Raw genomic sequence first — 26,295 nt, 5'->3', positions numbered from 1 at the left:
TGTCCTTGCTGCCAACTCCCACGACAGCCAAGCTCCGAAGCCCAGGGTGACCGGTCCCCCATCGAGGCACACCCCCACCGCGGCTGGAACCACTCCCCGCGTCCGGCCTGCAGCTCCACCACGTCCATGTGGCCGCGGTCGAGCAGCCGCCAGACCGGCTCCGGCGGGATGCAGCCGGAGCGTGTCCGGGGCCGGTGGTCGAGATCAGTGGCGTCCACGGCCACGCACCATGCCGCTCGCCCTGGCACCTGGGCGCGAATCGCCGACGGTGTCCTGCTACAGCGACACCACCCAGCCGCCGTCGACCGTCAGTGTGTGGCCGGTCACGTACGCGGACGCCGCGGAGGCCAGGTAGACCACGGCGCCACCGAGATCACCGGGTTCACCGATGCGCCCGAGCGGGATGTGGGTGTCCACGAGCCGGTTCTCCTCCGTCCGATCGGGCAGGAGGTCGGTGGTCATGGCGGTCCGCATGTAACCGGGTGCGATGGCATTGACCCTGATGCCGTGGCGCCCCCATTCGTATGCCATGTTCTTGGTGACCTGGACAACGGCGGCCTTGGAGGCGTCGTACACGGAGGAACGTTCGCCGTCGACCACGAGGCCTCCGATGGAAGCGATGTTGATGATCCGCCCGCCCCCGCGCTTCCGCATGGCGCGGGCCGCGCGTTGCGCGGTGAAGTAGGTGCCGCGCAGATTGACGGAGAGCGTGGTGTCGAACTCTTCGAACGTGGCTTCCAGCGCGCTGTTGCGCAGGGAGACACCCGCATTGTTGACCAGGACGTCCGGGCTGTCCCCGCGCGCCTCCAGCTTGTCGAACGCGGCGTCGATACTGCGCGGTCCCGCGGCGTCGAGTTCCAGCGGGGAACAGTCGACCGCATGCTCCTTGAGTGCCGTGCACGTCTCCTCGGCGGCCTCGGTGTCGAGGTCGGAGACGATGACTCGGGCGCCTGCCGTGCCCAGTGCGAGGCATTGGGCACGGCCCAGTCCGCCGGCGGCGCCGGTGACCAGGGCGGTCTGCCCGGCCAGTGAGAAGCAACCGAACGGCGTGATGGAGGGGGAAGTGGTGTGATCGGCCGGCATGGAACAGCACTCCTCGTGGCGGGCCGGGCAGGACGGGGGCTGTCTACAGCCCGTAATCGGTCAGGATCTGCACGACCTTCTGGGAGTCGTGCAGTACGTGCTCGCGGATGTGTGCAGCAGCGGCCTCGGTGTCCTGCCGGACGATGGCCTCGGCCAGCGGCCGGTGGTCGACGGCGGTGCCGCCGGGGGATTTCACGACCTTCGAGCAGAAGTACCACTGCCGCAGTGCGAGGTTGAAGTGGATCTCGGCGGTGGCCGAAAGGTCCTCGTTACGGGTCATCGCGTACATCGCGCGGTGGAACGCGGCGTCCAGGTCGATGCACTCCTGGAGGTTGGTGGTCTCCGCCTGCTGCTCGGCGAGCGCCAGCAGGTGCTGCTTCTCCGCGTCCGAGCCCCGGCGACAGGCCAGGGTCGCGGCGAGCCCTTCGAGTTCCAGCCTGAGCTCGGTCACGGAGCGGGAGTTCTTGAGGGCGATGTCGGTGGCGTAGGTTCCGCTGCGGGGGTACACCACCACGAGCCGCTCGAAGGTGAGCCGTCTGATCGCCTCGCGCATGGGTGATGCCCCGAAGCCGAGGTTGCTGCGCAGTTCCGGCTCGCTGAGCTGTTCTCCGGGCATGATCTCGCAGCGCACAAGGCGCGAGCACAAGGCGTTGTAGGCCGAGGCACTGAGCAGATTCGGAGCGGATGCCTCGCCGTCGGTCGTTGAATCTCCGACGACTCTTACAGAACGCACCGGACGACCTCTCTGTGGGGGAGGCGCCAACGGCAGGTCCGTTGGCGCCCTGGGCAGTTGACTGTGAGCAGGCTACGCGTTCACCACGGGTGCGGGGCCGCCCGCCCCCGGGTCCGCGAGCAGATCGTCGATCACCGTGGATATGCCGTTCTCGACGGTGCAGGCGTAGTCGCCGACGGAGTATTCCCCGCCGAGAACGTCCACCAACTTGAGCTCGACGCCATTGACGGCAAGGGCCGGTGACAGGTCGACCTCGGCAGGGCCGAAGGACTTGCGCTTCAGGACGAAGTCCTTGGAGGTGTCGCGCGAAATGATCTCGAAGGTCTTGAAACCCGGTCCGTTCGCCTCGGGGAGCGCGTGGACCTGGAGGTGGGGATACAGGCGCATGTCCGACCAGGAATCGGCGGAGTACCCCTCCTGTGCCGACATCGCGATGCGGAAGATCTGGGAACCGGCTCGCGTGACCGTTCCGCGGGCGCCGCCCTCGTCGTCCGTCAGCTCGATCTCGGCGTACTGCTTGGGGTAGCCCCAGACCTCGCGGCCGAAGGCCACGCTCCAGGGCTGGTCCTCGAACTCGAAGAAGTAGGTCACCGCCGTCCTGTCCTTGTAGCGGACCGGGACGACGACTCCGGAGTCGTAGAAGGCACCCGGGGTCGCGTTGCCGAAGTCCGCGATCTGGACGACGAACCGGTCGTCGGCCGGCTCGAACGGCGTCGGCTCCAGGAGGGCGGCGAGGTTGGCGGCGTCTCCCCGGCAGTAGACCGAGAGTGTCCGGAGGTTCTGCGACCAGTACGGCTGGTCGCCGCCGGGGTAGCCGAGGTACTTGAAGAAGTTCTTCACGTCGTAGTGCTGTGTCATCTTCAACTCCTGTACGGAATGGGGTGTGTCGGGCAAAATCGGGTACGAACGGGAAGCACCGGGCACGCGAGCCCGGCATGGTCCGACCGGGAGGCTCTAGTTCCTTCCCGCCTCGTGGATCCGGCGGAGGAACGTCTTCAGTTCGGGCGTGCGTGGTTCGTTGAAGATCTGCTCGGGCGGCCCCTGTTCGAGGATGATTCCCTTGTGCAGGAAGCAGAGCTGGGACGAGATCTCCCTGGCGAAGGGCAGCTCATGGGTGGTCATCATCATCGTGATGCCGTCGGCGGCCAGTTCCCTGACCAGGTTGAGTACCTCGATCACCAGCTCCGGGTCCAGGGCCGAGGTGATCTCGTCCAGCAGCAGTACCTCGGGACGCATCAGCATGGCCCGTGCTATCGCCACCCGCTGCTGCTGTCCGCCCGAGAGCTGCTCGGGGTAGGCGTCCGCCTTGTCCTTGAGCCCCACGCGTTCGAGCATGACGCGCGCGTCGGCCTCCGCCTGGGCCTTCGACGCCACCCCGGCGCGGACCGGTGTGAGGGTGCAGTTCCGCAGGACTGTCATGTGCGGGAAGAGGTTGAAGCTCTGGAACACGATGCCGACTCTGCGGCGCAGCCTGACCAGGTCGACCCCGTCGCCGGAGACGACGTCGCCGTTGAGCGAGATCTGTCCGCCCTGGATCGGTTCGAGTCCGTTGACGCAGCGCAGGAGGGTCGATTTCCCGGACCCGGACGCACCGATGAGGGTGACGACCTCGTTGCGTTCGACGGCGAGATCGACCCGGTCGAGGACTGTGGTGGCACCGTACTTCTTGGTGACCTGTTCCAGGGCCACATGTGCGGTTGTCGGCATGGTTCAGACTCTCTTCAGCTTTGTCCCGGAGCGGGCCAGCAGGTAGTCGACGAAGCGGGTCTGCGGGATGGTGACGAGAACGAAGACGAAGCACACGGCGGTCACCGCGGAGAGGTTGAAGTCGTTGGCGGAGTAGATCTTCGCCTGGCTGAAGGCGTCGATGATGCCTACGACGATGACCAACGCCGTGTCCTTCTGCAGCCCGATGAACTGGCTGAGCATGGGGGCGGCGATGTTCCGTGACATCTGCGGCAGGATGACGAACCTGAGGACGTCCGGCTGCGAGAGGCCCATGGAGAGCGCCGCCGAGGTCTGCCCCTGGTTGATGGACTCCATGCCGGCGCGGTAGAGCTCGGCGTTGTAGGCGCTGTAGGTGAGTGCCAGGGCCGCGATGGCGTAGACGATCGGATCGCCCTCGCTGAGCACGGGCACCTCGGTCAGGGGAAGACCGAAACAGACCAGGTAGATCAGCACCACGGACGGAATGCCGCGGAGTACGTCGATGTACGCGATCGCCAGCACCCGAACCGGCCAGAAGCCCTTGCCCGGCAGTAGCCGTGCCACGGCGAGAACCAGTCCGAAGAGCATGGCCAGGATCTGTGCGCCGACAGCGATCTCGATGTTGATGACGAGAGCCTTGAAGATGTCTCCCAGGCTCTTCGTCATGAACGACATGTTGAAGAAGGTCTTCTGCACCGCCCCGTCGTTGGTGAAGACGAGCAGGCCGGTGACCGCCACGACGGCGACGAAACCCGTCAGACCCAACGAGGACACCGACGCGTTCCTGGAACGGGCGGCCGCGATCCGCGACTCGGTGTAGCGCTTGGCCTCCCACTCCTCGTCCGAGAGCTTGTTGCGCCGGTAGGCCAGCAGGAGCGGGCCCCCGAGGACGGCCGCCGGCAGCACGACTCCGAACACGAGCCGAGGGGTCTGTCCGGAGGTGAGGGTTCCGGCGAACTGGTGGCACAGCACAACAGTCAGCAGGGCAAGGACCGCCGCCCCGCCGAGATACCCCGAGGTGCGCAGCGGACGAGCCGGGGCGAAGCCCTCTTCGTCCGGTGCGGGTCTGTCGGTGGAGTCCTTGTGAAGCGTTCGGGCGCCCATGGTCAGGCACTCCAGTCAGGGAGCGCGTGCGGGTCGCCGCCGAGGATCGGATTGAGCCACTTGTCCATGATCGACTTCAAGGTGCCGTCCTTCTCCATTCCGGCGAGGATCTTGTCCACCACCGCGACGTTCGGCGATCCCTTGGGGAACAGTGGGGCGACGTCACCGCCGACCGGGTATCTGCCTATGACCTTGAGCTTGCCGCCGGACTCGGCGGCGCGGGGCATGACGGTCGCGGTGTCGTTCAGCGCGGCGTCGATCTGACCGGCGAGCACGGCGTTGAAGAGGTCGTCGTTGGAGCTGAACACCCGGACCTGCTTGGGTTTCAGGGTGTCATTGGCAAACTTCAGCTGGAGCGATCCGGCCAGAACGCCGACGGTCGAGTTCTTGATGGTGGAGCGGGAGAGACTGGAACCGCTCTTGGCGAGGACGCCGGTCTCGTACGTGTTGTAAGGGGTGGAGAAGTCGACGGCCTTGCGCCGTTCCGGAGTGACGAGGATGTCCCACACCGCGAAGTCGAAGTTCGACGCCTTGGCCGTCACCAGCGCCTCGAAGGAGGCGTTGACCAGGGTGATCTTCTTGAGGCCCGCCCGGTTGGCGATCTCCGCGTCGAGGCAGTACATGTAGCCGCCGTCGACGGTTTCCAACGTGTTGCCCCGGTACCCCGCGGGGAAGGGCAACGAGGCGGCGACGGTGAGTTCGCCCGCCTTCCTCGTCTTCATCTCGTGGATCTGGGGATTCTTGGTGACCTCGCAGTCCCCGAACGGTTTCGCCCGGTGCGCGGAGTCCGCTCCGGTCCCACCGGAACAGGCTGTGAGCGCGACGAGGGCGGTGGCCACGACCACTGCGCCGCTGATTCTCAGTGACTTCTTCATGTGCGACCTCTGGGGAGGATGACTTCGGAGTACGAGGAGCAGCCCGAGTCCACGCCATGCACTGCCGCGCGAACCTTGGAACATCACTGATATTTCAGTGATGTGGGACGCAGGCTATACACGGGGGTGTGTTTTTGGCCAGACCCTTTCGCACAGGGGGATGCGGGGCGGCGGCGCGGCCGACCGGTCCGCCACATCGCGTCACGTGTGTCCGACTTCTTGAAGGTCCGCCCGGACCGAAGGGCTCGGCGACCGCTCTCCTCGGTGGTCGAACGCGCCGCCGTCCGGCCGCCCCTGGAAAGCCGCTGAAGATCTCGGGTTCCGGCGGGTGCCCGACGAGTTCGGGCTGCTGCTCGCGCCCGGGACGCCCCGCAGCTCGTCGACATCGCGGGCAGCGGGGCCGTGGATGAACTGCGCGCGAGCATCGAGGGGTTCGGTCTCGCGCTCGCCGATGCCGTCCGGCATCAGGCCCGTGCCGTCGGCGTCTCCCGCGCATGCACTGTCACCGATGGTGCCGGCCACTGGTGGGCAGCCCGCAGGAGGATCAACGAAGTACTGCCGTACCGGTGGAGGCACGTACAGGCCGGGAACGGCACGAAAGGCACTCGTGAGTACCCCTGGGCCCGGACGTCCGTCCGCGTGGGCGATGCCCCGGAAGGACACCGGGACGACGGCGTCGGCGTCCTGGTGTCCCGCAGCTGGTCAAGCCACCGCCCAAGCCTGCCCCCAGCGCCGACGCGCTTTCCAGGACCGGTCGTGAGCAGGACTGCAGCTGCGGTGTCGGTCTGCTGAAGTATCCTTCCCGCCGCCACACACCGATTGGGAGGATCGAGAGAATTGACTGACCTGGCCGCTTTCTCACTGCCCTTTTTTGATTCCCGCACCATCTCTTTCGCGGAACCCCGAACACTGCGGGAACTTCAGATGATGGAGTGCAGCGCCCACATTCGGGCGAAGCCGGGGTGGTTCGACAAGATGAACGATTCCGAAATTGTCGCCAGGTGGACGCAGGAAGCGGTTGCCCAGGGCCTGACCGGAGCACAGATTCGTTATGTGCTTGCCGAACTGGCGTATTACGCCGAGCTGCGGGACGAGCGAACCGGCATCGAGGTTTCCGCCGTCGACGGGGTGTGGCAGTCGGACACACTGGTGGACGACGAGCTCAGGTCCCGGCTGCGCGAGGCGGTTCGGGTTCTGGAACAGGTACCCGAAGCGGAACAGGACTGGCATCCGGGCTCCGATGGCCAGGTGCTGGATCTGGTTCATCCCTCGCTCTTCTGCCTCGTGCGAGAGGTGAGCGGAGCCCCCGAGCGGGCCTGGCGAAGCCCGGAAGCCGGCAGTTCGCCGCACGAATTCTCGGAGGAATTCCAGTGGCTGCCCACGGATGTCGAGGTCGGCGACGACGGCGAGGTGGCCTTCCGTTCGTACGTCAACAATGTCCACCCCGTGGCTCATCGTGAGCTCGCCTCCGTCCTGCCGGTCCTGTTTGCGCGCCTGCGCCCGCTGCTGGAAAACGTGCTCACCGATCTGCGTCATCCGCGGCCCCTGCGGATCGAGGCCGATCCTTACACGTGGTACGACGGGGTCCCGGACAAGCCGGTCGAACCCTCCGGCGACAATGACGGTGACGCCCACGAGGGACGGGAAGAAGCCGAGAAGGACTGGTGGGACGACTGCCCCCCGGTCGCCCCGGCCACCCTGGCCGTCCCGGACGCCCCGGCCTTCGTCCCGCCCGTGTCGCCCGACGAATCCGCTCGCGTCGACCTGCGCGGTCGTCGTCTCCAGGTCATCGTCAAGCTCGCCACTATTCATCTCACCCCGGAAAAGCCCGAGTACCCCGGCGGTTCCTGGCATGTCGAGGGGATGCTGAACGAGCGGATCGTCTCGACCGGCATTTACTACTGGGACAGCGAGAACATCACCGAAAGCCGGCTGAGTTTCCGGACGGCACTCGACGACCCGGAATACGAACAGGATGACGACACCGGCATACGTGAGGTCTATGGCCTGGAAAACGAAGACCCACTGAATCAGGTACTGGGATCGGCGTCGACCCCGGCGGGCCGCTGCCTGGCGTTCCCGAACATCCTGCAACACCGCGTCGGCTCGTTCCGCCTCGCGGACCCCACTCTGCCGGGATATCGCAAAATCCTTGCGTTCTTCCTGGTCGACCCCTCGGAAACGATTGTCTCGACCTCCGATGTGCCGCCGCAACAGCCATGGGCTGCCACATCGACCATGACACTGGAGCAGGCCAAGGGCTACCGCGAACGGCTCATGCAGGAACGCAAATTCTTCGTCGACGAACACAACGATCAGGTCTACGAGCGGCAGTTCTCCCTGTGCGAGCACTGAACCGTCGCCCTCGCTCCTCCCTGTCGGGTGCACGGTTGACGCACGGCCGTTGATCACACCCCGTCGGCAACCCCCGTCGGATCCGATTGGATTCGTGTCGCCCCGGCCCCCGGGGCGGCAGGCGCCGGCCTGTCAGATCCCGCGCCTAGGGTGTCGCAGAGGCCGATCGAGGAGCAGAGCAGTGCGAGTAGAGCGTCACCAGGTGGGCGGGGCCGTCGTGTCGGCAGCGCGCGAGGACTTCACGAACCGTATCGGGAGGCGGGTGCGGTCCATGTCGAGGGCCGGCCGGATGACCACCGCCGAGTGGCAGTTGATCTCCGACGAGTTCCTCGACTACCTGGGCGCCCTCTCCGTCGAGACGCCCGACCTCGGTTCCGCGGAGGCCAAGGCCGCCCTGAAGGACGCCTCCGAGGCCGCGGCGGGCGCCGTCGCCTACGCCGCGTACCACCCCCACTGCAGCTTCCAGGTCTTCCTGGAGTACGTGAACTTCGGCATGAGCTACGACCCGGGTGAGGATGCCCCCGCGGAGAGCGTCACGCCCGGGGAGTGGATCGCCGCGCTCTGCCTGGCGGTACTCGGGGACAGGGTCAAGTGGCACGGCGAGGCCTTCCACTTCGCCCGGAAGAAGTTCGCCGAGCAGGCGCAGGGAACGCCCGTCGGCGAGCTGGCCACGGGATTGACGGCCGTGGTCCTGGACGACACCGGCGACGACGAGGAGTACCCGCCGAGCACGCAGGCCAGGCTCGCCGCCGTCGACGCGGCCCTGGACCGCGTCCGTACCCGCGCCCGGGAAACCGGCGAACCCCTCCGGGACCGGCCGGAGAGCGCGGCGCTGCACGCGCTGCGCGCCCTGGCCGCCGAGGACCGGGAGGCCTTCGACACCGCGCTGGCCGATCTCCTGGTCGGGCACAGCGCCCTGCACGGCCCCTCGGCCTCCGCGAGTACTCTCCTCCCGCTCGTCCCCATCGCCCTCGCCGCGTTCGCGTACCGGACCCTGGGCTGGGCTCCGGCCGTCCGCACCGACTACCTCCCGCACGCGCTGATCACCGGCTTCGAGACCCGGGGCCCGCGGGTCGCGGCGTTCGGCCGGGACCGGCGGCCGGACGCGGTCGCCGCGCTCGCCGCGGGCCCGCTGCTGGTGGAGCGGCCGGCCTGTGAGCGGACGGTTTCCCCGCAGCTCGAAGCCATGTACGAGAAGCATCTCCAGGAGGCGTTCACCGCCGTCGACGGAAAACCCCTCGCCGTCTGGCGGCTCAACAGCGTCATGGGCGACCAGGAGCGTCTTTTCAAGTGGCGCGCGGAGGACTCCGGCCGTGTCACGGGCGCCCGGCTCGCGAACCTTCGGCTGGCCTCCCAGTCGGGGGCGGCCCTGTTCCGCATCGCCCTCGCGGAGCCGGGCACCGAGGTCGAGGTGACCGTCGACGGCCGCACACTGCGCTACCCGGCCGAGCGCGGCGAGGATGCCTGCGCCGGCAACTGGCAGAGTGCCACGGCCCTCGCCCTCATCACCGGCGCGCGTGAGGATCTCGCCCCGCTGGTCCTCACCGGCCCTGCCTTCGCCCACCCGGACGGCTCCGCCTCCAGCGCGTACCGCGAAGCCCTCCATGCCTACCTGAAGGGCACCGATCCCGAGCAGGCCGTGCAACGGGCGCTGCAGCAGGCCGAGAAGGCCAAGGACTGGGGCTTCGCCATGCCGCCGGCCGTGCTGCTGTCGCAGCTCGTGGAGGGCGACGAGGAGAGCTTCAACCTGGCCCTGGCCGACGCGCTCGAAGCCCACCGCGACTACTACCGGGTCGCCGACCGCGCCGACGCCCCGGACGCTTCCGTCGACCTCGACATCCTTGCCCTCGCCTGCCACGCCCGCCGCCGCGGCTGGGCCGTCCGGGTCGAATCCCCCTACCTTCCGCAGGACCTCCTGGACGCCGCCGCACCCTTCTAGGACGTGCTCGAAAGTCCCGCCAGGCCGGAAGCTCTGGACGGAGGCACCGGCCGGGCGGCGGGGCGGCTACCGCAGGACGAAGCCGGTGCCGAGGTCGTCCGCGGGATCGAGCTCGAAGCGGTGCTCGCCGGTCCGGTACGCCTTTCCCCTGACCTCCGCCACGACTGCGGGGCGGCCGCCGACGGCCGACTCCGCGACGATCCGCGCGTGGAAGCGGGTGCCGACGATCGAGTCGTGGACGAGGACCTGGCCCGGCTTGAGGCGACCGGTCGCCGCGAGCACGGCGACGCGGGAGCAGGTGCCGGAGCCGCAGGGGGAACGATCGACCTGGCCGTCGGCGAAGACGGTGACGTTGCGCTGGTGCGGGTTGCCGTTCTCGTCGGCGCCGAGGTCGTCGTACAGGATGGTGCCGTAGATGCCGCTGAGGCGGTCGTCGACGGGGTGACGGGCGTACTCGCTGTCGTTCAGCGCCCATTTGACCTCACGTCCGATCGCGATGAGGTCGGCGTAGTGCTCGGGGGTGACGGCCAGTCCCACCCCGGCTGCGTCCAGGTGTGCGTAGATGGCGCCGCCGTAGGCGACGTCGACGAGGACGTCCCCGCGGGACGTGGCGACGGTGACGCGTTCGGCGAGCCGGTAGCCGGGGACGTTGACGAAGTCGACACCGGTGAGCTGTTCGCCGGTGGTGCGCACGCGCAGGGTGACCCGGCCCGAGGGCACGTCGATGACGACCGTGGTGACGCCGGAGGGGTCACGGGCGACGCGGCCGGTCTGCACGGCCCAGACGGCGAGCGCGATGGAGCCGTGGCCGCAGGCTGTCGAGAAGCCGTCCTTGTGCCAGAACAGCACGCCGAAGTGAGCACCCTCGTCGTCGGGCGGGGTGACGAATCCGCCGTACATGTCGGCGTGCCCGCGAGGTTCGGAGCACAGCAGCTTGCGCAGGTTGTCCACGTCGGGGTTGCCGATGGCGAACATCCGGCGTTCGGCGACGGTGGCCCCCTCGATGGCGACCGGTGGTTCGGGGACGATGCGGAACGGTTCGCCACCGGTGTGGTAGTCGGTGGTGAGTACCCGGTGGATGGTCATGAGGTCCTCCTCGGTCCGGACGCCGATGCCGCGCCGCTCCTCGGGGGCTCGGCGAGCTCGTCCGGACGGGCCGCGCCGCTCCCCCACCGAGCCGGGGACCGCTGAACGCCCCTTCGCGAGTTTGGCGTCACGTTCCTCCTCGGTGGTGACGGCGGCCTCCCGGCGCGACTCGGGTCCCCTCGCTGCCACCGTTCGGCGGCTCCCGGACGATATCCCGCGCCGCGCGTGCCCGGTGCCCGGAAGTGCCACTGGCACGGATCGGCCGCGGCCCGGCCAAAGTCCCGGCCCCGGCACCGATCTCCTTCGCCGCACCCACGAACTGGACGCCTTCCGCCACTCCCACGTCGCTCATGAGCACCTGTGAGCAGCAGAGCCACCACGTGCTGCCCGGACCGGGGCAAGGCCCGGCAAAGCCGTGGGCGGGTCCTCACGCGCCATCGGCTCCGGGCAGCAGGCCCGCGTCGGGGCCGGGTGTCACACGGTTCGCGGGGCGACGGCCATGTTCTGGCCGGCCGCGATGCGCCAGCCGTCCGCCTGCTTGGTGACGACGTAGAGCGTCGCTCCCCACGGACTGTCGTCGAGAGGGTTGCCCGTGCTGTCGGTGGGTGTCTGCACCACGTTCGCCGCGATCACGTCGGGAGCCATCTCCAGCATCTTGACCACGTCGTACCGGGCGAAGGAGTCGCGCAGGAAGCTCTTCATCGCCGGAGCGCTGAACTCGGCGATCGCCTCCCTGCCGTCGAGGCGCGTGCCCTTCGCATTGGTCCAGGAGGCGTGTTCGGTGTACTGCTCGCTCAGCGCAACGGGGTCCTTCGTGTTGAAAGCCTTCTCCAGGCCTTTCACCACACCGATCACCGCGGCCCGGGTCTCCGGCGAAATCGTCCCCACTACAAGAATGCCGCTCGTCATGACAGTGCCCTTCTCCGTGCCGAATCGCTCAGGTGGTGGCTGCGATCGCCGCCACCACCCACCCCACATCCTCAACCATGGTTGAGGTCAAGCCCGGCGAACAGCCTTCCGGGGCTCATGGGCGAAGCGGCCCGCCGCTCGCGACAGGTTCCCCGGAAGCGAAACGGCGGACGGCACCATGCCACCCCCGGGAGGTCGAGTACGGATGGTCTCTTCCCAGGTACTGGGCGGCGGCAACAGGGACGGGGCGAGGCCGACGGACCACGTGTCACTGACGATTCTCGGCAACCTCGTTCTCACACATCTCGGCTGCGCGATCCGGGCGGGCATCGCCCATGGGCCGGAGCTGATATTCGTGCTCGCCGGTTTGGGTCCGTTCTTCAGCGGCTTGCTCATGCTGCTCATGGCGGCGGAGAAAGCACGGATCCAGTTCGCGCTGAGGAAGCGCGGGATCACCGTGTTCGCCAGGCTCGACTTCAGGGCCAGGGGCGGGGCCGCCTGGTACAGGTACGCCGACGGCGTCGAGCACAGCAACAGGAGCAAGTTCCGCGGACCGCGGCCCCGGATCGCCTACGACCCGCAGCGGCCCGGGAGGGCTTCCACGGATCTGGCGTGGGGCTTCGTGCCGTTCAAGATCTGTGCCCGCAGTGCCGGTGGGCTGCTCCTGTTTCTGGCCGGCTGCGCATTGGCACTGGTACCGCTCATGTCGGGCTGAGAGCGTTCCCTGGCACCGGAACGCGCGTCGGCCTGTGATCAATCCGTGCGATCGCACCCTCGTCCGGGAGCAGGGGCCGAATCGTCGGGCCCGGGGGCTCGGAATGTCTCGTCGAGTTCTGCCCCGGCGGAATTCAGCTTGCCGAACCACGCGATGTCCTCGCTCGCTTGGGCTCGCAGCCGGGTGAGACAGCGGCGGAGCAGGAACTGCTCCTCGTAGCGGGCGGGGAGCCGGGCGGTCTGCGTGGCCAGGCTCAGGACCAGGTCGGGCACCTGGTCCATGGGCAGGCTCCGCGCTTCCCGGTCGAGCCCGCGTACCACGGCGGGCAGGAAGACGGCCAGCAGATCCTCCTGCAGCTCGTCGAGGAGCCCCACGCAGGCCACGAAACGCCGGAGCAGCCCCTGCGGGTCGGGCCGTTCCACGGGCGGGACGGTGCCGGCCAGCAGAACGTCGATCAGCGCCCGGACACCGGTCGCTCTGTGCCCCGACGCCGGCTCGGGGGCAAGCGCCTGCGGAAACGTCGCCAGCGCGATCCCCGTCGCGAGGAGCAGCTGTTCGTGGTCCAGGCCACGGCCGAACTCGGCTCGACGGACGAGACCCCACCCGTTGTCGACAGTGAGCGGGGTGGCCGCGGAATCGCGCTGCGGCTGCTGGTGGGGCGGCTGGCCGGCCCTGCGCAGCACGACATCGGTTCCTGCGGCCGACTCCGGTTCTGCAGACGTGACTTCAGCCCTGGTCCGTTCTGTGGAGATTGCGCGGCTCATCATGTCCCACGAGACGGCGTCGAGCTGGGACTCCCACAGGCCGGCAAGCCGACGCCATGCCTCGGTGGGGGTGGGCGTGCGCAGCAGAGTGGAGACCCGTACCTCCGCGTCGAGCATCGTCCTGATCGTCACCAGATTTGCGGTGTAGCAGGCCAGCCGGGTCAGTCCGCTCTTCTTCGCCGGTTCGTAGTCCGGCTTGTCGTTCGGCTTGTCGCTCGGGGGGCGCCCGTCGAGTGCGTCGCGCAGCAGTCCGTCGAGCAGTCCGGGCAGTTCGCCGCGCAACGGCTGTTCCGTCACGCCGAGCAACTCGGCCAGATTCTCGGCGACCCGTGCCCGTTCGACCAGGGGGGTGAAGGAGAGCAGGGCGTACAGCTTCCGGTCGTCGCCCTGTTCGACGGTCTCCTTCAGGGCCAGCCAGATGCTGCGGGCCACCAGGTACTCGCCGAAGGTCGCGTGGAGGAACTCGAACGTCTTGCGCGCGTTGCCGCGCACCATGGCCTGCGCCTCGTGGATGAAGAAGAAACGGCCGAAGTCCCGGTCGGACCGCTCCTCCCACTCGTCGAGGAGCGCCTGTCCGTCGGCCTCCACCGCTTCGGCGTCCACACTCTGCGTACCGCGGTTGAACATGCCGAGCGCCACGACGGACAGACGCCGCATCTCCGTCTCCGCGTCCGTCGTCACCGGGGCCGGACCCGGATCGCGCCGGTGCCCCTTACGCACCTGGCGGATCAAGAACTCCCGGATGAGGCGCTCGTACAGCTCCGCGCTGCTGACCTGGTGGTCCCTCATACGGGCGAGCCCGTTGCCGCTGGAGTCGTAGAGCGCCAGCAACAGGAGAAGGAGTGGCTGGCAGGCCAGTTCGCCGTACTGCGACACGGCCGCCGTTTCGAGCGGACGAAGCCCCTCCTCCGCGAGGTACTCCTGGTTGGTCTCGTTCCAGATGCCCAGCCAGCGCGCGATCCGCGGCTCGTCGAAGGGCTCCAGACGAATCATGCGGCAACCGAGGGGAATCCCGACCCGGTCGGCGACCACCGTCCGGCTGGTCACCAGGGCGGCCACCGGGCGCCGGTTGAAGAACTCGCTTTCCTGGAAGGCCACGACCTGCTCCAGGTAACGCCAGTTCTCACCGCCCGCCTGGAGCAGTTCGTCCAGTCCGTCGAGCAGCACGACGGGCAATCGGTCGGGGGCGCCGCGCACCACGTCCGCCCAGGGCAGGATCTCCCCGACCTGGGCGGCAATTGCCTCCTCGATCTGGCTACGGACGGAGGTGGCGGCCGACACGGATCGCAGCTCCACCCGAACCGGCAGATAGTCGGCGCCGGGCAGCCGCGCCGCGAGCAGCCGGGTGAGCAGCGACTTGCCGGAGCCCGGGTGGCCGTGCACCAGCAACGGACGGGTCAGGGCGTCGAGGCTGGTGAAGTGCCAGGTGAGAAACGCTTCGAGGTCGTCGCGCAGCGGCTGCCGGTCCCACCATCGGTCCGCGTGCGGGCTGGAACGGGAGGCGTACACCGCAGTCCGGAAGGCAGGATTGACATAGCCGACGGCCAGGTCGGGGATGACGGGTCCGGCAAGGTCTCCGACACCGGCCACCAGGGGCTGGGTGAGTGTCCGGGCGGAAGTCCAGGCCAGGCTCTCCGAGACCGGGCTGTCGTACGGAGCGGGCTCCCGGAACCCGCCGAGCATCTGGTCGAGCGCCGCCAGGGCGATCCCCCCGGCATTCCCGCCGCCCTCGGCGTGTCCTTCGTCCATGGATACTGCTGTCGGTTGTGCGGGAGGCACGCGGAAGAACAACTCCCGCGCATACTCGCCGATGCTCCGTCGCCACTCGTCGTAGCGCAGTGCGGCCGCCGCGGTGAGGTCCTGCCTGACGACCCTGCTCAGGACGGGATTGGCGAGGGTGCCCAACTTCCTCACCCAGTCCGCGCCGCCGAAGGCCATCGAACCCCAGGGCAGCCACGCGGCCGGGCGCACCCGGTCGAACTCCGCGAAGAGGAGGGCGAACATCCCGGCTTCGCGCTGCCCGTCCTCCATGGGCGGGTCTTCGAGCGAGGCGTCGATACAGGCCGCCAATCGTGCGAGGTGGCACATCGCGTGCGTGGCCGCCGCCCGGGAGGTGGCGTCGGAGGCGACAGCGCGGGCCGGGAACGCGTCCATCACGTCCTGGAGTGCCTGCCGCAGTCGGCCGCAGAACTCTTGCTGCGCCTCCTCGGACGAGCCCGGTCGGGCACCGAGCAATTCCTCCAACCGGTCCGCCTCTAGATCCCCGGTACGGATCAGGAAGACCAGGCACTGGGGCCATCCGTACTCCCGCACCTGGAGCATTTCCCTCGGCGACACCGTGAACCGGGGTGTCGTACGGGTGTCGGCGGCACCCCGGTCCCCGGCGGCCGGAATGCGTGGCCCCGCGTCGTGGGGGGAATGGCCGACGCGGTCGGTCCCGTCTCCGGTCGGTCCGCCCCGGTCCGCCCTGTCCCCGGCCGCCGGCTGCTTCAGCACACCGGGAGACCCGCCCGGTCTGGTCGCCAGCTTCCATGCCGCCAGCCACAAGTGTTCTTCGGCCCGACGCTGCGCGCGGCTCTTGGGATCCTTCGGTGCCCCGTCCCTCCAGTCCAGCAGTACGGTGACCAGGGTCCACAACGGTCCGAAGTCCTTCGGGGCACTGCGGGCCCGGAACCATTCGCCCACTGTCGTGGGAGAGAGGGCCGCATCTCCGCAGGCTTTGGCGCGCGACCAGCCGGGCCTGCCCCGCAGAGCGTTCCGTTCCAGTTCGACCAGACCTTCGGCCAGCGCTTGCCGCCCCGGATGTACCCGCTCCACCCGCGCCACGTCGGTGCTCTCCTCCCGTATCGTCCCATCGGCCTGCGGGGTGTCCGGAGCGTCCGTCACCGGCCGCCCGTTCAGGCCCCTTTGACGTGCGAGGACGCTTTCGGTGTCCGTCGCATCCGGAACATATCGTTGTCGTCGCCCTCCGTGTACTGGAGTACAGCCATCGCATCGGAGAGGTGCGGAGAATCCAGGGGAGGAATTCATGGACCCGATGCAGGCAGTGGCTCTCGCGGTCTTGGCAGTGACGCTGATCGTCGCAGTCGCGGCCGTTCTGCTTGCGCGCTACGCGCTCGCCGACACCGACTCCGCGCACAAGGCGCGTGTTCTGGTCGCCCTTGCCGAGGTGATCCGGGCCATTCGGGGAAGGCGGTGAGCAGCCTTCAGGCGCCTGTTCGCCCCGCCGGAGTCGGTTCCTGCGGGGCGCCCGGCAAAGATCCCGAGACCCCGCGGGGCCGCGGGATCCGGCTCGTGCTCGCTCACGGGCGTTCCGCTACCAGTTGGTGAATGCCCCGTCCGCCGTGCGCAGATGAGGTCGTTCGGCGGCGGTGGCCTGGTACTTGCGGGCCTCGTCGCGGTCGATGACCACTCCGATGCCGGGCAGGTCGCTGCGCTCGACCCGGCCGGGGAGGACGGTGGGCCGTTCGACGAAGAGGTCGGCGATGTCCGGTTCGGGGTCGGTCTGGTGCTCCTGTATCGCCACGTTGGGGCAGGCGAGGTTGAGCTGGAGCGACGACGCGGCGGTGACCGGTCCGAGGGGGTTGTGCGTCGCGAGCTTGATGTGGTGGGCCTCCGCCATCGCCGCGATCTTCTTCGCCTCGGTGAGACCGGCGGCGACGCCGATGTCGACCCGGGCTTAGTCGATGAGGCTCCTGAACTCCCATTTGGAGCCGTACTGTTCGCCCGCGGCCAGGGATACGCCGGTGCGCGCCCGGAGCATGCGGTAGCTGTCCGGGTTCTCGCAGCGCAGTGGGTCCTCCACGAAGTACGGGCGTGCCGCCTCGATCTCCCGGCACAGGGTCAGTGCCTCGGGCGGGTCCAGCCGGGTGTGCACGTCGAGTACGAGCTCCACCTCGCCGCCCACGACGTCCCGTACCTGGTGGAAGAGATCGACGGTGTCGCGCAGGCAACGGTGGGTGTGCACGTCGTCGGCGTCGTGCGGTGCGGCGAAGCGGAGGTGGCGCCAGCCCGTGGAAACGAGGTCGTGGCAGCGGTCGAGGAACCATTCCCGGTCGTGGTAGCCGTCGCCGACGTGAACGTAGGCGGGGACGTGGTCGCGCACCCGGCCGCCGAGGAGTTCGTGCACGGGAACGCCGAGGGCCTTGCCGCGGATGTCCCACAGGGCCACGTCCACGGCGGCGCCGGCGCCCACTGCGAGGTCCAGCTGCGCTATTTGCGCCGGTTGTGAGAAGGCGTTCGCCCGAGCTCGTTCCCGGGGGCGGCTTCACGTCCGAGGCCGTTGCGGCGGCTCGTCCTCCGTGCCGAAGCGAATCGGTACAGCGGGTCGTGGTTTCGCGCCGTGCCGTTTCCCGGTTCGGGCCCCGTCGTTTCCCTGGAGGAGCGAGGCGGGTTTCCGTCCGGGTCTCGGGGGCGTCGGACCTCACGTTTCCTCAGTGGAACCAGACCAGGACCGGAACGCGGATCTCCTTGGCGTCCCGCATGATCATGTACTCGATGATGACCATCTCGCCCGGGATTTCGAGGGAGTACCGGATTTCGAAGTCGTCCATCGCGTCACCGGGCGGCCGTCTGCCGAGATCGACCGCGCCGCCGGCCTCGATGGCCAGGGCCCGCAGGAAGTTCGCTGTCTTCCTGCGGAGCTCGACGGGCATGTCGAGCACGGTTTGTGCCGGGATCTCCTCCGTCCAGACGGTCCAGCTCACCGGGGCCCGTCCACGAGCAGCTCGTCGACGGAGACCAGGGAACGGCCGGCCGTGGCATTGGCCCGGCTCTGGAGGGCTGCGGGGGCGCGGTGCAGCATCGCCACCTTCCACCAGCGGCGCATCGCGGCCGGTACCTCGTTCTCCTCGGCGGCCAGGACCTCGGTGTAGAAGCGGGCGCGCTCGGCGCCGCTCAATGCGTCACCGATCGCGTTGATGGTGTGCGGGACAGCGGGGACCCGGGGGGTTGCGGGGTGCTCGGGCTGAGCCGTCACGGATCTCTCCTTCGGTCTGCTGACCCGAGTCTCCTATGCCGGGGCCCCGGCCGGGAACCGGACGCATGAAATCGCGCGGGCTTCTTCGGGCCGGATCAGGGGTGCCCATCGCCTGCGAGGGCATCTTCTGTCCGATTCCGTGGTTGGAGAATGTGCCGGCCCCTGCGGCAGAGGGAGAGGACATGCAGATCGGGGAACTGGCGCGGCTCACCGGAGCGAGTCGGCGGTCGATTCGCCACTACGCGCAGCAGGGGCTGCTCGAAGCGCAACGGGCCGGCAGGCGCCGGTGGAGGCGAAGGCTGCACGGCTGGACCGGTCTTCGCCGTGGCGAACGGGGCCGCCCCCGTGGCGCCCCGCTATTGGTGGCTGATGGCGGCCAGGGCAGGAATGGGTCGAAGGCACGAGGGCGGGAACGGCAGACAGCTCGATTCAGTCGATGATGTACCAATTGTTCTTGAGGTACTCCAGGGTGTAGCTGCCGAGGTCGTTCTCGGAGAAGGTGGCGGAGGACCTGACCGCTTCGACCGGCATCTCGATCTTGTCGGGTGTGCGCACGACGGTGCGCTGCGGGTCGACCGTCGCGGTCTGCAGGGCCTTCTTCTGCACGGGCGAGATCATCCGGAACACGGCGGTGTACGTCGAGGTGCACGGGCCGAACCCCTGGTCCTGCGCCTTCTTCGCGGCGGGCCCGGCCACTTCGCAGACCGTGTCGATGTCCTCACGGCCCAGGGCGTGGAGGTACTGCTCGTACTGCTGGATCGCCCCCTCCTTCGTCCTGGGCGCGCGCCGGTCGCCGGTCGGCTTCTCCGTCCGGGCGGACATGGACGGCGCGGCCGACGGCTCTTCGGCCCGCGTGGACGCGGACGACTGCGAAGGCTTCGCGTCCGTGTCGGCCTTCGTCTTCTCCGGACCGCATCCGCACGCCACCAGCGCCGCACAGGCCGATACCGCCACGCTCACCGTCGTCCGCGCTCTCATTGGGTCCCCTTCACCAGCCGACAACACGTCAAGAGGCCACGCAGGATCCGGGGGAACGGTTCCCGAGCCGATCCGGACGGGACGCCGACCGGTTCGCGCAGAACCCCGCGTACCCGTTCGCCGCTGCGCGAGGCTCCGCGCCGGTTCTCCTCCGCCGTCGTTCTGGGGGTCGGGCTGTCGGGCTGTCGGGCTGTCGGTGGACAATCCGCGTGCAACGACCGATCAGCTTGAGGAAGACTGTGCGGATGGACTTCACAACCGTCCGGACATCGCATGAACGGGCCCTCGGTCATGTCGCGGAACTGGCGTCGGGCCCTCCGTTGGACCCGACGCTGCGGGTGACTCTCAACTTCCACCCGGACCGGCTGCTGCGCGGCAAGCCGATTCTGGAGGCCATGGCCGAGGACGGTGTCTACCGCTCGCAGTTCGTCACGGGGACCAGCAACGGGGGGCTGACCGCACGCCCCGGAGGCGACCGGTGGCGCTGGGAGAGCCGGATCTTCGGCGGGGCGTACGACGAAGCTCCCGCTCATGAGCGGCCTGTCTACGGGGCGTTGAACTTCCGTCGCAAGCCCGTCGGCGGGGCGCCGCGGTTCGGCTCGGCCCACTTCCGGCTGACGGCCGAGACGCTGGCGCGGACCACGTTCTGCTACCCGGACAGTTTCCTCGAACCCTCGGATTTTGGTGTTGCAGCCCGTATGGGTCTCATCGAGCTCGCCCTCACCGATCGTCAGGACGCCCTCGACGACTACGTCGAGGCGCAGGTCCATGGGCCTGTGCGGCCGAGCTGCGACGCGGAGGCGCTGGTCCTGGACCCTTGCTATCGAGGAACGGCTGTCGAGGTTGCGGCCCTGCGCCTGGGCTGCCCCGTGGAGTGGCACCCCGGCTTCCGGCTCGAGGTCGAGGAACTCCTCCGTCATCCCGGCTACCGCGGTCAGGAGTGTGTGGACCTGGGCGCAGAGATTGCCGTCGAGGGCGTACTCGATCCGCGCATCGTCGGGGATGCAGTGCGTGCCGGACACCACGACCCCCAGGCGATCAAGAAAGTGTGGCACTGTCTCGCGCGTTTCGGGGCGGCTGTGCCGTCACCGTTGGACCGTGGATCGGAGCCCGGCCGTCCGGGTGCCGCCGCCTGCACCGTCGCCACGAGCGCAAGGCCGAACGTTCTCTCGCCTTCGCCGGCACCGCGGTGTCGGTGATGAACGGATCCTTCAAGTGGCAGACGGCGGACCGTTTTCCACCTGCGGGCCGGGCGCAGTAGGGCAGGAGAGCGGCCGGGCCGGTCGGGGGCCGTGGTTCCGTGTCCGGCGCGTCAGGCCAGGCCGCCGTTGGCGAACAGGGTCTGCCCGTTGATCCAGCGGGCGGGTCCGGCGAGGAAGGCGACGGTCTCCGCGATGTCCTCGGGCTGTCCCAGTCGTTCCAGAGGGGCGGCCTTGGCCAGTTGGGCGATGGTCTGCTCGTCCTTGCCGTCGAGGAAGAGCGGGGTGGCGGTGGGGCCCGGGGCGACGGTGTTGACGGTGATGTCGCGGCCGCGCAGTTCGCGGGCCAGGACCGGGGTCAGGGCTTCCACAGCGGCCTTGGAGGCCACGTAGGCGCCGTAGGCGGGAAAGCCGGTCCGGGTGACGGTGGTGGAGAAGTTGATCAGGGCACCGCCGCGGCGCAGTCGGCGGGCTGCCTGCTGGGAGACGACGAAGGTGCCACGGATGTTGGTGCGGTGCATGCGGTCCAGCGCGTCCAGGTCGAGTTCCGCCACCGGCGAGAGGAGCATGACGCCGGCGGTGTTCACCACGACGTCGATGCCGCCGAGGGTGCGCTCGATCTCGTCGAAGAGCTCGGTCATGGCCGCCTCGTCGGCGATGTCGCCACCGAGGGCGACGGCGCGTCCGCCTGCGGCGGTGATCTCCTCGACCAGCTGCTCGGCGATGGCCTTGCGGCCGGCGTAGTGGGCGACGACGGTCATTCCGTCGCGGGCGAGGCGCAGCGCGGTGGCACGTCCGATGCCGCCGGAGGCTCCGGTGACCAGGGCGATCCGCGGGGTGGTGTCGCTGGTGGCGTTCATCGCGGTTGGTCCCTTCTCAGGTGGTGGGGATCTCGAGGCGGCCCAGCCATTCGTGGAGCAGGGCGATCTCGGCGGGGGGAATCCGGGTGGCGGGGTCTGCCGCAGCCGGGCACGCAGGGTCGTCGCTGGTGAGGCGGCCGTTCCCGGGGCGGCGGCCTTCGTGGTGACTGCGGTGACGACGGCGTCCCGGACGCTGTCCGACAGGGCGGGGTCCCGGTTGGTGTCGGGCCGGTAGAGCAGCGACAGGGCCAGGCCGATGTTCGCGGCCATGACCATCTGCGCGGCCCGGTCGACCGGCACGCTCAGCCGGCGCCTCCACCGGTCCGGACGACTGCCCCGTCACCGTCAACGGCGGCGCATTCGACCCCCGCGTCGTCGCCGGGCACGACAGGAATCGGATCAACTGCCGGATCAACTACTGGAGAGGGATCTCGACGCCACGTTCGCCTTCGGGGCGAGGGCCGAAGATCCTCCGGTCGGCCTCGTCGATCCGCACGTCATTGATGCCTGCCTCGCGCCGCTCCATCAGCCCTTGCGCGCTGAACTGCCACAGTTCGTTGCCGTAGCTGCGCCACCACCGACCGGCCGCGTCGTGCCACTCGTACTGGAACCGGACCGCGATGCGGTTCCCGCGGAATCCCCACAGGCTCTTGCGCAGGGCGTAGTCGAGCTCCCGCTCCCACTTGGCGGTCAGGAAGCGGACGATCTCCTCACGACCCGTCACGAACAGGTCCCGGTTGCGCCAGACCGAATCGGGCGTGTAGGCCAACGCCACGCGGTGCGGATCGCGGGTGTTCCACGCATCCTCGGCCGCTTGCACTTTCCGAAGTGCGGTCTCTTCGGTGAACGGCGGAAACGGCGGTCGCAGCTCGCTCACGGGTACCCTCCCTTTCATGGAGAACGATCGTTCTCCACCGGTTTCGACTAGCGTAGGGAACGATCGTTCTCAACGTCAAGGAGGCTCTCGCGTGCCGGCTCCGATCAGCGAAGAACAGATGACCCGCGCCCGCGAAGCACTCCTGGAGGCCGCCGAGGCGCTCTTCTACGAGCGCGGCATCCAGGCGGTCGGCATGGACGCCGTCCGCGCAGCCGCAGGGATGCCGTTGAAGCGGATCTACGCGCTCTTCGCGACGAAGGAGGACCTGGTCGTCGCGGTGCTGCAGCGACGGGACCTCCGGTGGCGGGCGAGCCTCGTCGAGTACGTGGAACAGCACGAAGACCCCCGCGAACGCGTCCTGTCGCTCTTCGACTGGCTCGAACGGTGGTTCGCGGAGCCCGGTTTTCGCGGCTGCGCCTGGATCAACGCCTACGGCGAACTGGGCTCCACCTCGCCCGCGGTCCTCGCCGAAGTGCGTTCGCACAAACGGGCGTTCCACGACCAGATCACCGCTTGGGTCAACGCTGCCACCGACGCTCCGGCCGAGCCCGTGTGCCTCCTCGCCGAAGGGGCGATCGTCACAGCGTCCATCACAGGAGACCCTCGGGCCGCCCAAGCCGGGCGGGCGGCGGTCAAGGCTCTCATCGGTTGACCGTCAGCACCGTCTTGGTCCGCAACACCCGGGCAACCCTGCAACAGCGACGATCAACCGGAGAATCCCGAGGCCCCACTCGACGGCACGCCCAGCCGGAACAGTTGGAACGGCCGGGGCGGTCGGAGCGGTCGGAGCAGCCGTTGCACTGAATCGCGCGCCGCCCGAACCGGCCGTCGTCCAGGCCGGATCCGGTGGCCACGTCTCCGTACGTCCCGACCGTGCCGGTCGCCCGCTGGACGGCGGAAGCGGAACCCGCCACGGGATGGGCGACCATGGCGCAGGCGGGAACGGTGGCAGGCCCGCTTCAGGTGAGGGGTCTCGGTGCAAGGCCCGCGCGAGACGGATCTGCGCCGCGCTCGCTCCAGCGGCGTGCGCGGAAGACGTTCGTCGTGATCGCAGGTCGGTCGTCGGTTCCGGGGTCGTTCACGGTGAGGGTTTCCACGACCTCGAAGCCGGTCTCCTCGAGGAGTCCGGTCCATACCGGGATGCCGAGGACCCAGCGGGCCACGGTGCCCCGGGTTCCGTCGGGCCGGTGCACGGGAATCCGGGTGGGTCGGGCGTCGGTTGCGGCGGATTGGCCGGTGTGAAAGTGACCGAGCGTGGAGAAGACCAACACCCCTTCAGGGGTGAGGGATTTGCCGATGGCCGGAAGCAGGACGCGAGGGTCGGTGAAGTCGACGGCTCCGAACATCGAGTAACAGACGTCGAAGGCAGCCGGGTTCCGGTGCAGGTAGGTCGTGGCGTCCGCGTGAACGACCTCCAACTTCGGGCTCCCGGCATGGAGTTCACGGGCGCGGACGTGCTGGGCGGGTGAGCTGTCGACCGCGACGACCCGGGTGGGCTCCTGAGTCCGCGCCAGGGCTGCGGCCTGCTTTCCGGCTCCGGCACCCACCTCCACCACCGTGCGGCCGCCCACGTCACCGAGGAGCTCCACGCCGTACCCGGCGCGCTGGTACCAGTCCCAGAAGAACGTCCGCGACGGGCCGGTGCTGACGCTGTTCTGGCCGTAGCCCGCCCACATGTCACCAGCAGCCGCGGAAGACTTCACCCTCCTTACCCTCCTTATGGTTCCTACCGAGTCCAACCCCGGGCAAGCCGCCTTCTCCTCCCCCCTCGGCACGAGTTGACGCCGCCGGGCGGAAACAGGGCGACCGTTGCCCGATGTGCGGCACCGGGAAGGGAACGAGCCGGTATGCGTTGACGCGCCGCGGTCGGGCCGGCCGCTTTCGGAACTTCCCGCGCCCCGGCCCGAGCCCGTTGTCAGAGCCTCTCGCTAACGTACTGGCAGTCAGCCCCGACGTCTCTCCGGGAGAAGCACCGTGGACATCCTGCTCATCGCCGGCCTGTGGCTCGACGGATCCGCCTGGGGCGATGTCGTGCCCGAACTCACCGCGCTCGGCCATCGTCCTGTGCCGCTCACCCTCCCGGGTCAGGGCGACGGCACCGCCTCCGCGACGCTCGACGACCAGTTGGCGACCGTGCTCGCCGCGGTTGACGCGGCTCCCGAAAAGCCCGTGGTGGTGGGGCATTCCGCCGCTTCGAGCCTGGCCTGGCTGGCCGCCGACGCGCGACCGGAGAAGGTGGCCAAGGTCGTGCTGATCGGCGGCTTTCCCGCCGCCGACGGGCGGGCCTACGCCGATCATTTCGCGATCGAGGACGGCACCATGCCCTTCCCGGGCTGGGGCCCCTTCGAGGGGGCGGACTCCGTCGACCTGGACCAGGAGGCCCGGGATCGCATCGCGTCCTCCGCCGTTCCCGTTCCCGAAGCGGTCGCCAGAGGAGTCGTACGGCTGACCGACGAGCGCCGCTTCGACATCCCCGTTGTGGTCGTCTGCCCAGAGTTCACCCCTGCCCAGGCCGAGGAGTGGATCGCCGCCGGTGAGAGTCCGGAGCTCGCCCGCGTCGCCCGTCTCGAATACGTGGATCTCGACTCGGGTCACTGGCCGATGGCCACCCGTCCCCGCGAACTCGCCCGCGTCCTGGCGCAGGCCGCCAACTCCCAGGTTCTGTCGTCAAATGCCACGCCCGCGCCTGTGCCGACGGACAGCGCGGCGACCTGACACTTCACCCCACCGCCCCGACAGGCCGGCGACTTGCCCGTGCGAACATACGGACGGCTCTCGATGGCTCGGTGCACAGTCAACTGATCAGACGGTCGAGCGATCGAGCCATCGGGGATTGAGTAATCGAGCGAGAACGGGAGTGCGGTGTGAGCGGGGCTGGGGGGCAGGACGGGTCGTCCGTGTCGGAAGAGGAGTGGGAGCGGTTCCTCCGTGAATCGGTGGCGGGTGTGGCCGGGGCCCCCGTGGAGCCGTCGGCGCGCGCCCGTGAGGTGGAGCGGCGACTGCGGGAGCAATCCGGGCAGCCCGAGGGCTGGCGTACGTACTCGCCGGCCCGGCCCCGGCGCAGGACGGGCTGGTACGTGGCCGGGCTGGTGGTGGTCGTGGCCCTCCTGGTCGTAGTGCTCTTCCCGCAGCAGGTGGTCGGCTGGTTCGACGGCAACGACGGCGAGCGCGACGGGGCGCCGTTGGCCGCCGAGTCGGAAAGCCCGCGGGAGGCTCCCGGCGCCGAGCTGGGGCTGCGCCCCACCCTCACCGAGCCCTTCCGGGGTTCGCCTGCCGCCCGCTGGGCCGACGGAGCGGCAGGAATCACGGTGCCACCGGCCAGGGCGACCGGCTGGATGGACGCCGCCCAGGTCGAGCGGGCGCTGCGGCAGAGCCGGGACTTCCTGGTGGCTGCGGGGCTCGACTCCCGCGTGCTGCGCGGCGAGCGGCCCACGAAGGCGATCGCTCTGCTGAACCCGCATCAGAAGGACGTCCAGGCGTATCTCCGTACCGCCCTGTCGTCGACGGCGCCCACGGACAAGACCGACCCACTGCTGTTGTTCAGCCGCTTCCAGCCGGAGCAGTCCCGGCTGGTCGGTGACGTGGTCAAGACGCGCGGTCGGCTCACGTACCAGGAGGGGAAGAAGGGGGCGGTCGAGGTGACGGCGGACGTCACTTTCGTCTACCCGGTCACCCCGGCGGGCGACAGCGGGCGGGATGCCGAGGTCGTCCGTACGATCGTGCGGCGCGAAGTGGTGATGAGCTGGGACGACCCGGCCAAGATCATCACCGAACCGGGCACGATGTCCCTCGTCTCGTACACGCTCAATATGGCCAACGGCGGCTGCTCCGCTCCGACCGGCTACTTCGTACCCCCCTTCGGCGCGGCCGACGAGCAGCCCACCGACGGGGCTCACCGGGTCGATCCGTACGACCGCAGCGAGCCGATCGACACGAGCAACGGCACGACGTCCAGAGGCGACAACTGCGCGACCGCCACCCGCTCCTAGTACTCCAGCCGGACTTTGATGTTCTGCCTGGTCAACGGCTTGGGTGTGGGGAGTGCAGCGGGGTGGTGCTGGAAGCGGGGCGGGTTCGCCGGGCCCGTCCCGCGAAGGAGTGGCCGCGCCGTGTGTAGGGGTATCGGGCTGGAC

The 26,295-nt window shown here is 69.0% G+C and carries 24 protein-coding genes and 1 pseudogene; 9 read left to right on the top strand and 16 right to left on the bottom strand.

Annotated elements, in window-relative coordinates:
- Nucleotides 1-276: 276 nt before the first annotated feature.
- From ACWCXX_RS32970 to ACWCXX_RS32945, 6 genes are all read right to left on the bottom strand, one after another.
- A complete protein-coding gene (locus ACWCXX_RS32970) occupies nt 277-1,083 on the bottom strand; it encodes an SDR family NAD(P)-dependent oxidoreductase (RefSeq protein ID WP_451133716.1) in 807 nt (268 codons plus the stop codon).
- A 43-nt stretch (nt 1,084-1,126) separates the two neighbouring features.
- A complete protein-coding gene (locus ACWCXX_RS32965) occupies nt 1,127-1,816 on the bottom strand; it encodes a GntR family transcriptional regulator (protein ID WP_451133714.1) in 690 nt (229 codons plus the stop codon).
- Between the two features lie 72 nt (nt 1,817-1,888).
- The gene (locus ACWCXX_RS32960; RefSeq protein ID WP_451133712.1) at nt 1,889-2,674 is read right to left on the bottom strand and encodes an acetoacetate decarboxylase family protein; all 786 of its coding nucleotides are present in this window, start codon (nt 2,672-2,674) and stop codon (nt 1,889-1,891) included.
- Between the two features lie 96 nt (nt 2,675-2,770).
- Nucleotides 2,771-3,523 (bottom strand): amino acid ABC transporter ATP-binding protein, encoded by a 753-nt coding sequence (locus tag ACWCXX_RS32955; RefSeq protein WP_389003122.1) that lies wholly within the window; start codon nt 3,521-3,523, stop codon nt 2,771-2,773.
- 3 nt (nt 3,524-3,526) lie between these two features.
- The gene (locus tag ACWCXX_RS32950) at nt 3,527-4,627 is read right to left on the bottom strand and encodes an amino acid ABC transporter permease (RefSeq protein ID WP_451133709.1); all 1,101 of its coding nucleotides are present in this window, start codon (nt 4,625-4,627) and stop codon (nt 3,527-3,529) included.
- A gap of 2 nt (nt 4,628-4,629) precedes the next feature.
- The gene (locus tag ACWCXX_RS32945; RefSeq protein ID WP_451133707.1) at nt 4,630-5,502 is read right to left on the bottom strand and encodes an ABC transporter substrate-binding protein; all 873 of its coding nucleotides are present in this window, start codon (nt 5,500-5,502) and stop codon (nt 4,630-4,632) included.
- Nucleotides 5,503-6,339: 837 nt separating this feature from the next.
- Between ACWCXX_RS32945 and ACWCXX_RS32940 the strand changes: the two genes are divergently transcribed.
- Complete coding sequence (locus tag ACWCXX_RS32940; RefSeq protein ID WP_451133705.1) at nt 6,340-7,857, top strand: DUF4246 domain-containing protein; 1,518 nt, start codon at nt 6,340-6,342, stop codon at nt 7,855-7,857.
- Between the two features lie 202 nt (nt 7,858-8,059).
- Nucleotides 8,060-9,796 carry an Imm49 family immunity protein gene (locus ACWCXX_RS32935; protein WP_451133755.1) on the top strand — a complete coding sequence of 579 codons (1,737 nt, stop codon included), beginning with the start codon at nt 8,060-8,062 and terminating at the stop codon, nt 9,794-9,796.
- A 66-nt stretch (nt 9,797-9,862) separates the two neighbouring features.
- Here ACWCXX_RS32935 and ACWCXX_RS32930 read toward each other — a convergent pair whose 3' ends face one another.
- Both ACWCXX_RS32930 and ACWCXX_RS32925 read right to left on the bottom strand, forming a co-directional pair.
- Complete coding sequence (locus tag ACWCXX_RS32930) at nt 9,863-10,882, bottom strand: proline racemase family protein (RefSeq protein WP_451133753.1); 1,020 nt, start codon at nt 10,880-10,882, stop codon at nt 9,863-9,865.
- Nucleotides 10,883-11,356: 474 nt separating this feature from the next.
- The gene (locus ACWCXX_RS32925; RefSeq protein WP_451133703.1) at nt 11,357-11,791 is read right to left on the bottom strand and encodes an SgcJ/EcaC family oxidoreductase; all 435 of its coding nucleotides are present in this window, start codon (nt 11,789-11,791) and stop codon (nt 11,357-11,359) included.
- Nucleotides 11,792-11,996: 205 nt separating this feature from the next.
- Between ACWCXX_RS32925 and ACWCXX_RS32920 the strand changes: the two genes are divergently transcribed.
- Nucleotides 11,997-12,506 carry a hypothetical protein gene (locus ACWCXX_RS32920; protein WP_451133701.1) on the top strand — a complete coding sequence of 170 codons (510 nt, stop codon included), beginning with the start codon at nt 11,997-11,999 and terminating at the stop codon, nt 12,504-12,506.
- A 38-nt stretch (nt 12,507-12,544) separates the two neighbouring features.
- On the opposite strand, the gene ACWCXX_RS32915 is transcribed toward ACWCXX_RS32920, so the two are convergent.
- Nucleotides 12,545-16,156 carry an NACHT domain-containing protein gene (locus tag ACWCXX_RS32915; RefSeq protein ID WP_451133699.1) on the bottom strand — a complete coding sequence of 1,204 codons (3,612 nt, stop codon included), beginning with the start codon at nt 16,154-16,156 and terminating at the stop codon, nt 12,545-12,547.
- 142 nt (nt 16,157-16,298) lie between these two features.
- Here ACWCXX_RS32915 and ACWCXX_RS32910 point away from each other — a divergent pair, with 142 nt between their 5' ends.
- Nucleotides 16,299-16,469, top strand: a complete 171-nt coding sequence (locus ACWCXX_RS32910; RefSeq protein ID WP_451133697.1) for a hypothetical protein — start codon at nt 16,299-16,301, stop codon at nt 16,467-16,469.
- A gap of 117 nt (nt 16,470-16,586) precedes the next feature.
- On the opposite strand, the pseudogene ACWCXX_RS32905 reads toward ACWCXX_RS32910, so the two are convergent.
- From ACWCXX_RS32905 to ACWCXX_RS32895, 3 genes and pseudogenes are all read right to left on the bottom strand, one after another.
- Nucleotides 16,587-17,465, bottom strand: a pseudogene (locus tag ACWCXX_RS32905) (mandelate racemase/muconate lactonizing enzyme family protein).
- A 238-nt stretch (nt 17,466-17,703) separates the two neighbouring features.
- On the bottom strand, nt 17,704-17,976 hold the full coding sequence (locus ACWCXX_RS32900) for a hypothetical protein (RefSeq protein ID WP_451133695.1): 273 nt from the start codon (nt 17,974-17,976) through the stop codon (nt 17,704-17,706).
- Nucleotides 17,973-18,248, bottom strand: coding sequence for a hypothetical protein (locus ACWCXX_RS32895; RefSeq protein ID WP_451133693.1), 276 nt, complete (start codon nt 18,246-18,248; stop codon nt 17,973-17,975). Before ACWCXX_RS32895 ends, ACWCXX_RS32900 begins: the two co-directional genes overlap by 4 nt.
- A 35-nt stretch (nt 18,249-18,283) precedes the next feature.
- On the opposite strand from ACWCXX_RS32895, the gene ACWCXX_RS32890 reads away from it, so the two are divergent.
- On the top strand, nt 18,284-18,688 hold the full coding sequence (locus ACWCXX_RS32890) for a MerR family DNA-binding transcriptional regulator (RefSeq protein ID WP_451133691.1): 405 nt from the start codon (nt 18,284-18,286) through the stop codon (nt 18,686-18,688).
- On the opposite strand, the gene ACWCXX_RS32885 is transcribed toward ACWCXX_RS32890, so the two are convergent.
- The gene (locus ACWCXX_RS32885) at nt 18,678-19,226 is read right to left on the bottom strand and encodes a hypothetical protein (protein ID WP_451133689.1); all 549 of its coding nucleotides are present in this window, start codon (nt 19,224-19,226) and stop codon (nt 18,678-18,680) included. The genes ACWCXX_RS32890 and ACWCXX_RS32885 overlap by 11 nt on opposite strands.
- A 245-nt stretch (nt 19,227-19,471) precedes the next feature.
- On the opposite strand from ACWCXX_RS32885, the gene ACWCXX_RS32880 reads away from it, so the two are divergent.
- The gene (locus tag ACWCXX_RS32880; RefSeq protein WP_451133687.1) at nt 19,472-20,425 is read left to right on the top strand and encodes a DUF3626 domain-containing protein; all 954 of its coding nucleotides are present in this window, start codon (nt 19,472-19,474) and stop codon (nt 20,423-20,425) included.
- Between the two features lie 113 nt (nt 20,426-20,538).
- Here the strand turns inward: ACWCXX_RS32880 and ACWCXX_RS32875 are convergent, their stop codons facing one another.
- Both ACWCXX_RS32875 and ACWCXX_RS32870 read right to left on the bottom strand, forming a co-directional pair.
- A complete protein-coding gene (locus ACWCXX_RS32875; protein WP_451133751.1) occupies nt 20,539-21,285 on the bottom strand; it encodes an SDR family oxidoreductase in 747 nt (248 codons plus the stop codon).
- 415 nt (nt 21,286-21,700) lie between these two features.
- Entirely contained in the window at nt 21,701-22,162 is a 462-nt protein-coding gene (locus ACWCXX_RS32870) for a nuclear transport factor 2 family protein (RefSeq protein WP_451133685.1), read from the bottom strand.
- Between the two features lie 91 nt (nt 22,163-22,253).
- Here ACWCXX_RS32870 and ACWCXX_RS32865 point away from each other — a divergent pair, with 91 nt between their 5' ends.
- Complete coding sequence (locus ACWCXX_RS32865) at nt 22,254-22,814, top strand: TetR/AcrR family transcriptional regulator (RefSeq protein ID WP_451133684.1); 561 nt, start codon at nt 22,254-22,256, stop codon at nt 22,812-22,814.
- A 307-nt stretch (nt 22,815-23,121) separates the two neighbouring features.
- On the opposite strand, the gene ACWCXX_RS32860 is transcribed toward ACWCXX_RS32865, so the two are convergent.
- Nucleotides 23,122-23,865: a class I SAM-dependent methyltransferase gene (locus ACWCXX_RS32860; RefSeq protein WP_451133682.1), complete on the bottom strand. Its 744-nt coding sequence runs from the start codon at nt 23,863-23,865 to the stop codon at nt 23,122-23,124.
- 271 nt (nt 23,866-24,136) lie between these two features.
- On the opposite strand from ACWCXX_RS32860, the gene ACWCXX_RS32855 reads away from it, so the two are divergent.
- Together ACWCXX_RS32855 and ACWCXX_RS32850 are read left to right on the top strand one after the other, a co-directional pair.
- Nucleotides 24,137-24,877 carry an alpha/beta fold hydrolase gene (locus ACWCXX_RS32855; RefSeq protein ID WP_451133680.1) on the top strand — a complete coding sequence of 247 codons (741 nt, stop codon included), beginning with the start codon at nt 24,137-24,139 and terminating at the stop codon, nt 24,875-24,877.
- A gap of 182 nt (nt 24,878-25,059) precedes the next feature.
- On the top strand, nt 25,060-26,151 hold the full coding sequence (locus ACWCXX_RS32850) for a hypothetical protein (protein ID WP_451133678.1): 1,092 nt from the start codon (nt 25,060-25,062) through the stop codon (nt 26,149-26,151).
- The last annotated feature ends 144 nt before the right edge of the window (nt 26,152-26,295 follow it).

The sequence above is a fragment of the Streptomyces sp. NPDC001732 genome (assembly GCF_053596315.1).
Note: the sequence above shows the minus strand (reverse complement) of the source record. Positions and strands in the feature narration are given on the sequence as shown.

Bases quoted from the DNA above. Each gene is read 5' to 3' on its own strand.
- ACWCXX_RS32970 (WP_451133716.1), bottom strand. From the start codon at position 1,083: ATGCCGGCCGATCACACCACTTCCCCCTCCATCACGCCGTTCGGTTGC.
- ACWCXX_RS32960 (WP_451133712.1), bottom strand. From the start codon at position 2,674: ATGACACAGCACTACGACGTGAAGAACTTCTTCAAGTACCTCGGCTAC.
- ACWCXX_RS32955 (WP_389003122.1), bottom strand. From the start codon at position 3,523: ATGCCGACAACCGCACATGTGGCCCTGGAACAGGTCACCAAGAAGTAC.
- ACWCXX_RS32950 (WP_451133709.1), bottom strand. From the start codon at position 4,627: ATGGGCGCCCGAACGCTTCACAAGGACTCCACCGACAGACCCGCACCG.
- ACWCXX_RS32945 (WP_451133707.1), bottom strand. From the start codon at position 5,502: ATGAAGAAGTCACTGAGAATCAGCGGCGCAGTGGTCGTGGCCACCGCC.
- ACWCXX_RS32930 (WP_451133753.1), bottom strand. From the start codon at position 10,882: ATGACCATCCACCGGGTACTCACCACCGACTACCACACCGGTGGCGAA.
- ACWCXX_RS32925 (WP_451133703.1), bottom strand. From the start codon at position 11,791: ATGACGAGCGGCATTCTTGTAGTGGGGACGATTTCGCCGGAGACCCGG.
- ACWCXX_RS32920 (WP_451133701.1), top strand. From the start codon at position 11,997: ATGGTCTCTTCCCAGGTACTGGGCGGCGGCAACAGGGACGGGGCGAGG.
- ACWCXX_RS32910 (WP_451133697.1), top strand. From the start codon at position 16,299: ATGGACCCGATGCAGGCAGTGGCTCTCGCGGTCTTGGCAGTGACGCTG.
- ACWCXX_RS32890 (WP_451133691.1), top strand. From the start codon at position 18,284: ATGCCGGGGCCCCGGCCGGGAACCGGACGCATGAAATCGCGCGGGCTT.
- ACWCXX_RS32885 (WP_451133689.1), bottom strand. From the start codon at position 19,226: ATGAGAGCGCGGACGACGGTGAGCGTGGCGGTATCGGCCTGTGCGGCG.
- ACWCXX_RS32880 (WP_451133687.1), top strand. From the start codon at position 19,472: ATGGACTTCACAACCGTCCGGACATCGCATGAACGGGCCCTCGGTCAT.
- ACWCXX_RS32875 (WP_451133751.1), bottom strand. From the start codon at position 21,285: ATGAACGCCACCAGCGACACCACCCCGCGGATCGCCCTGGTCACCGGA.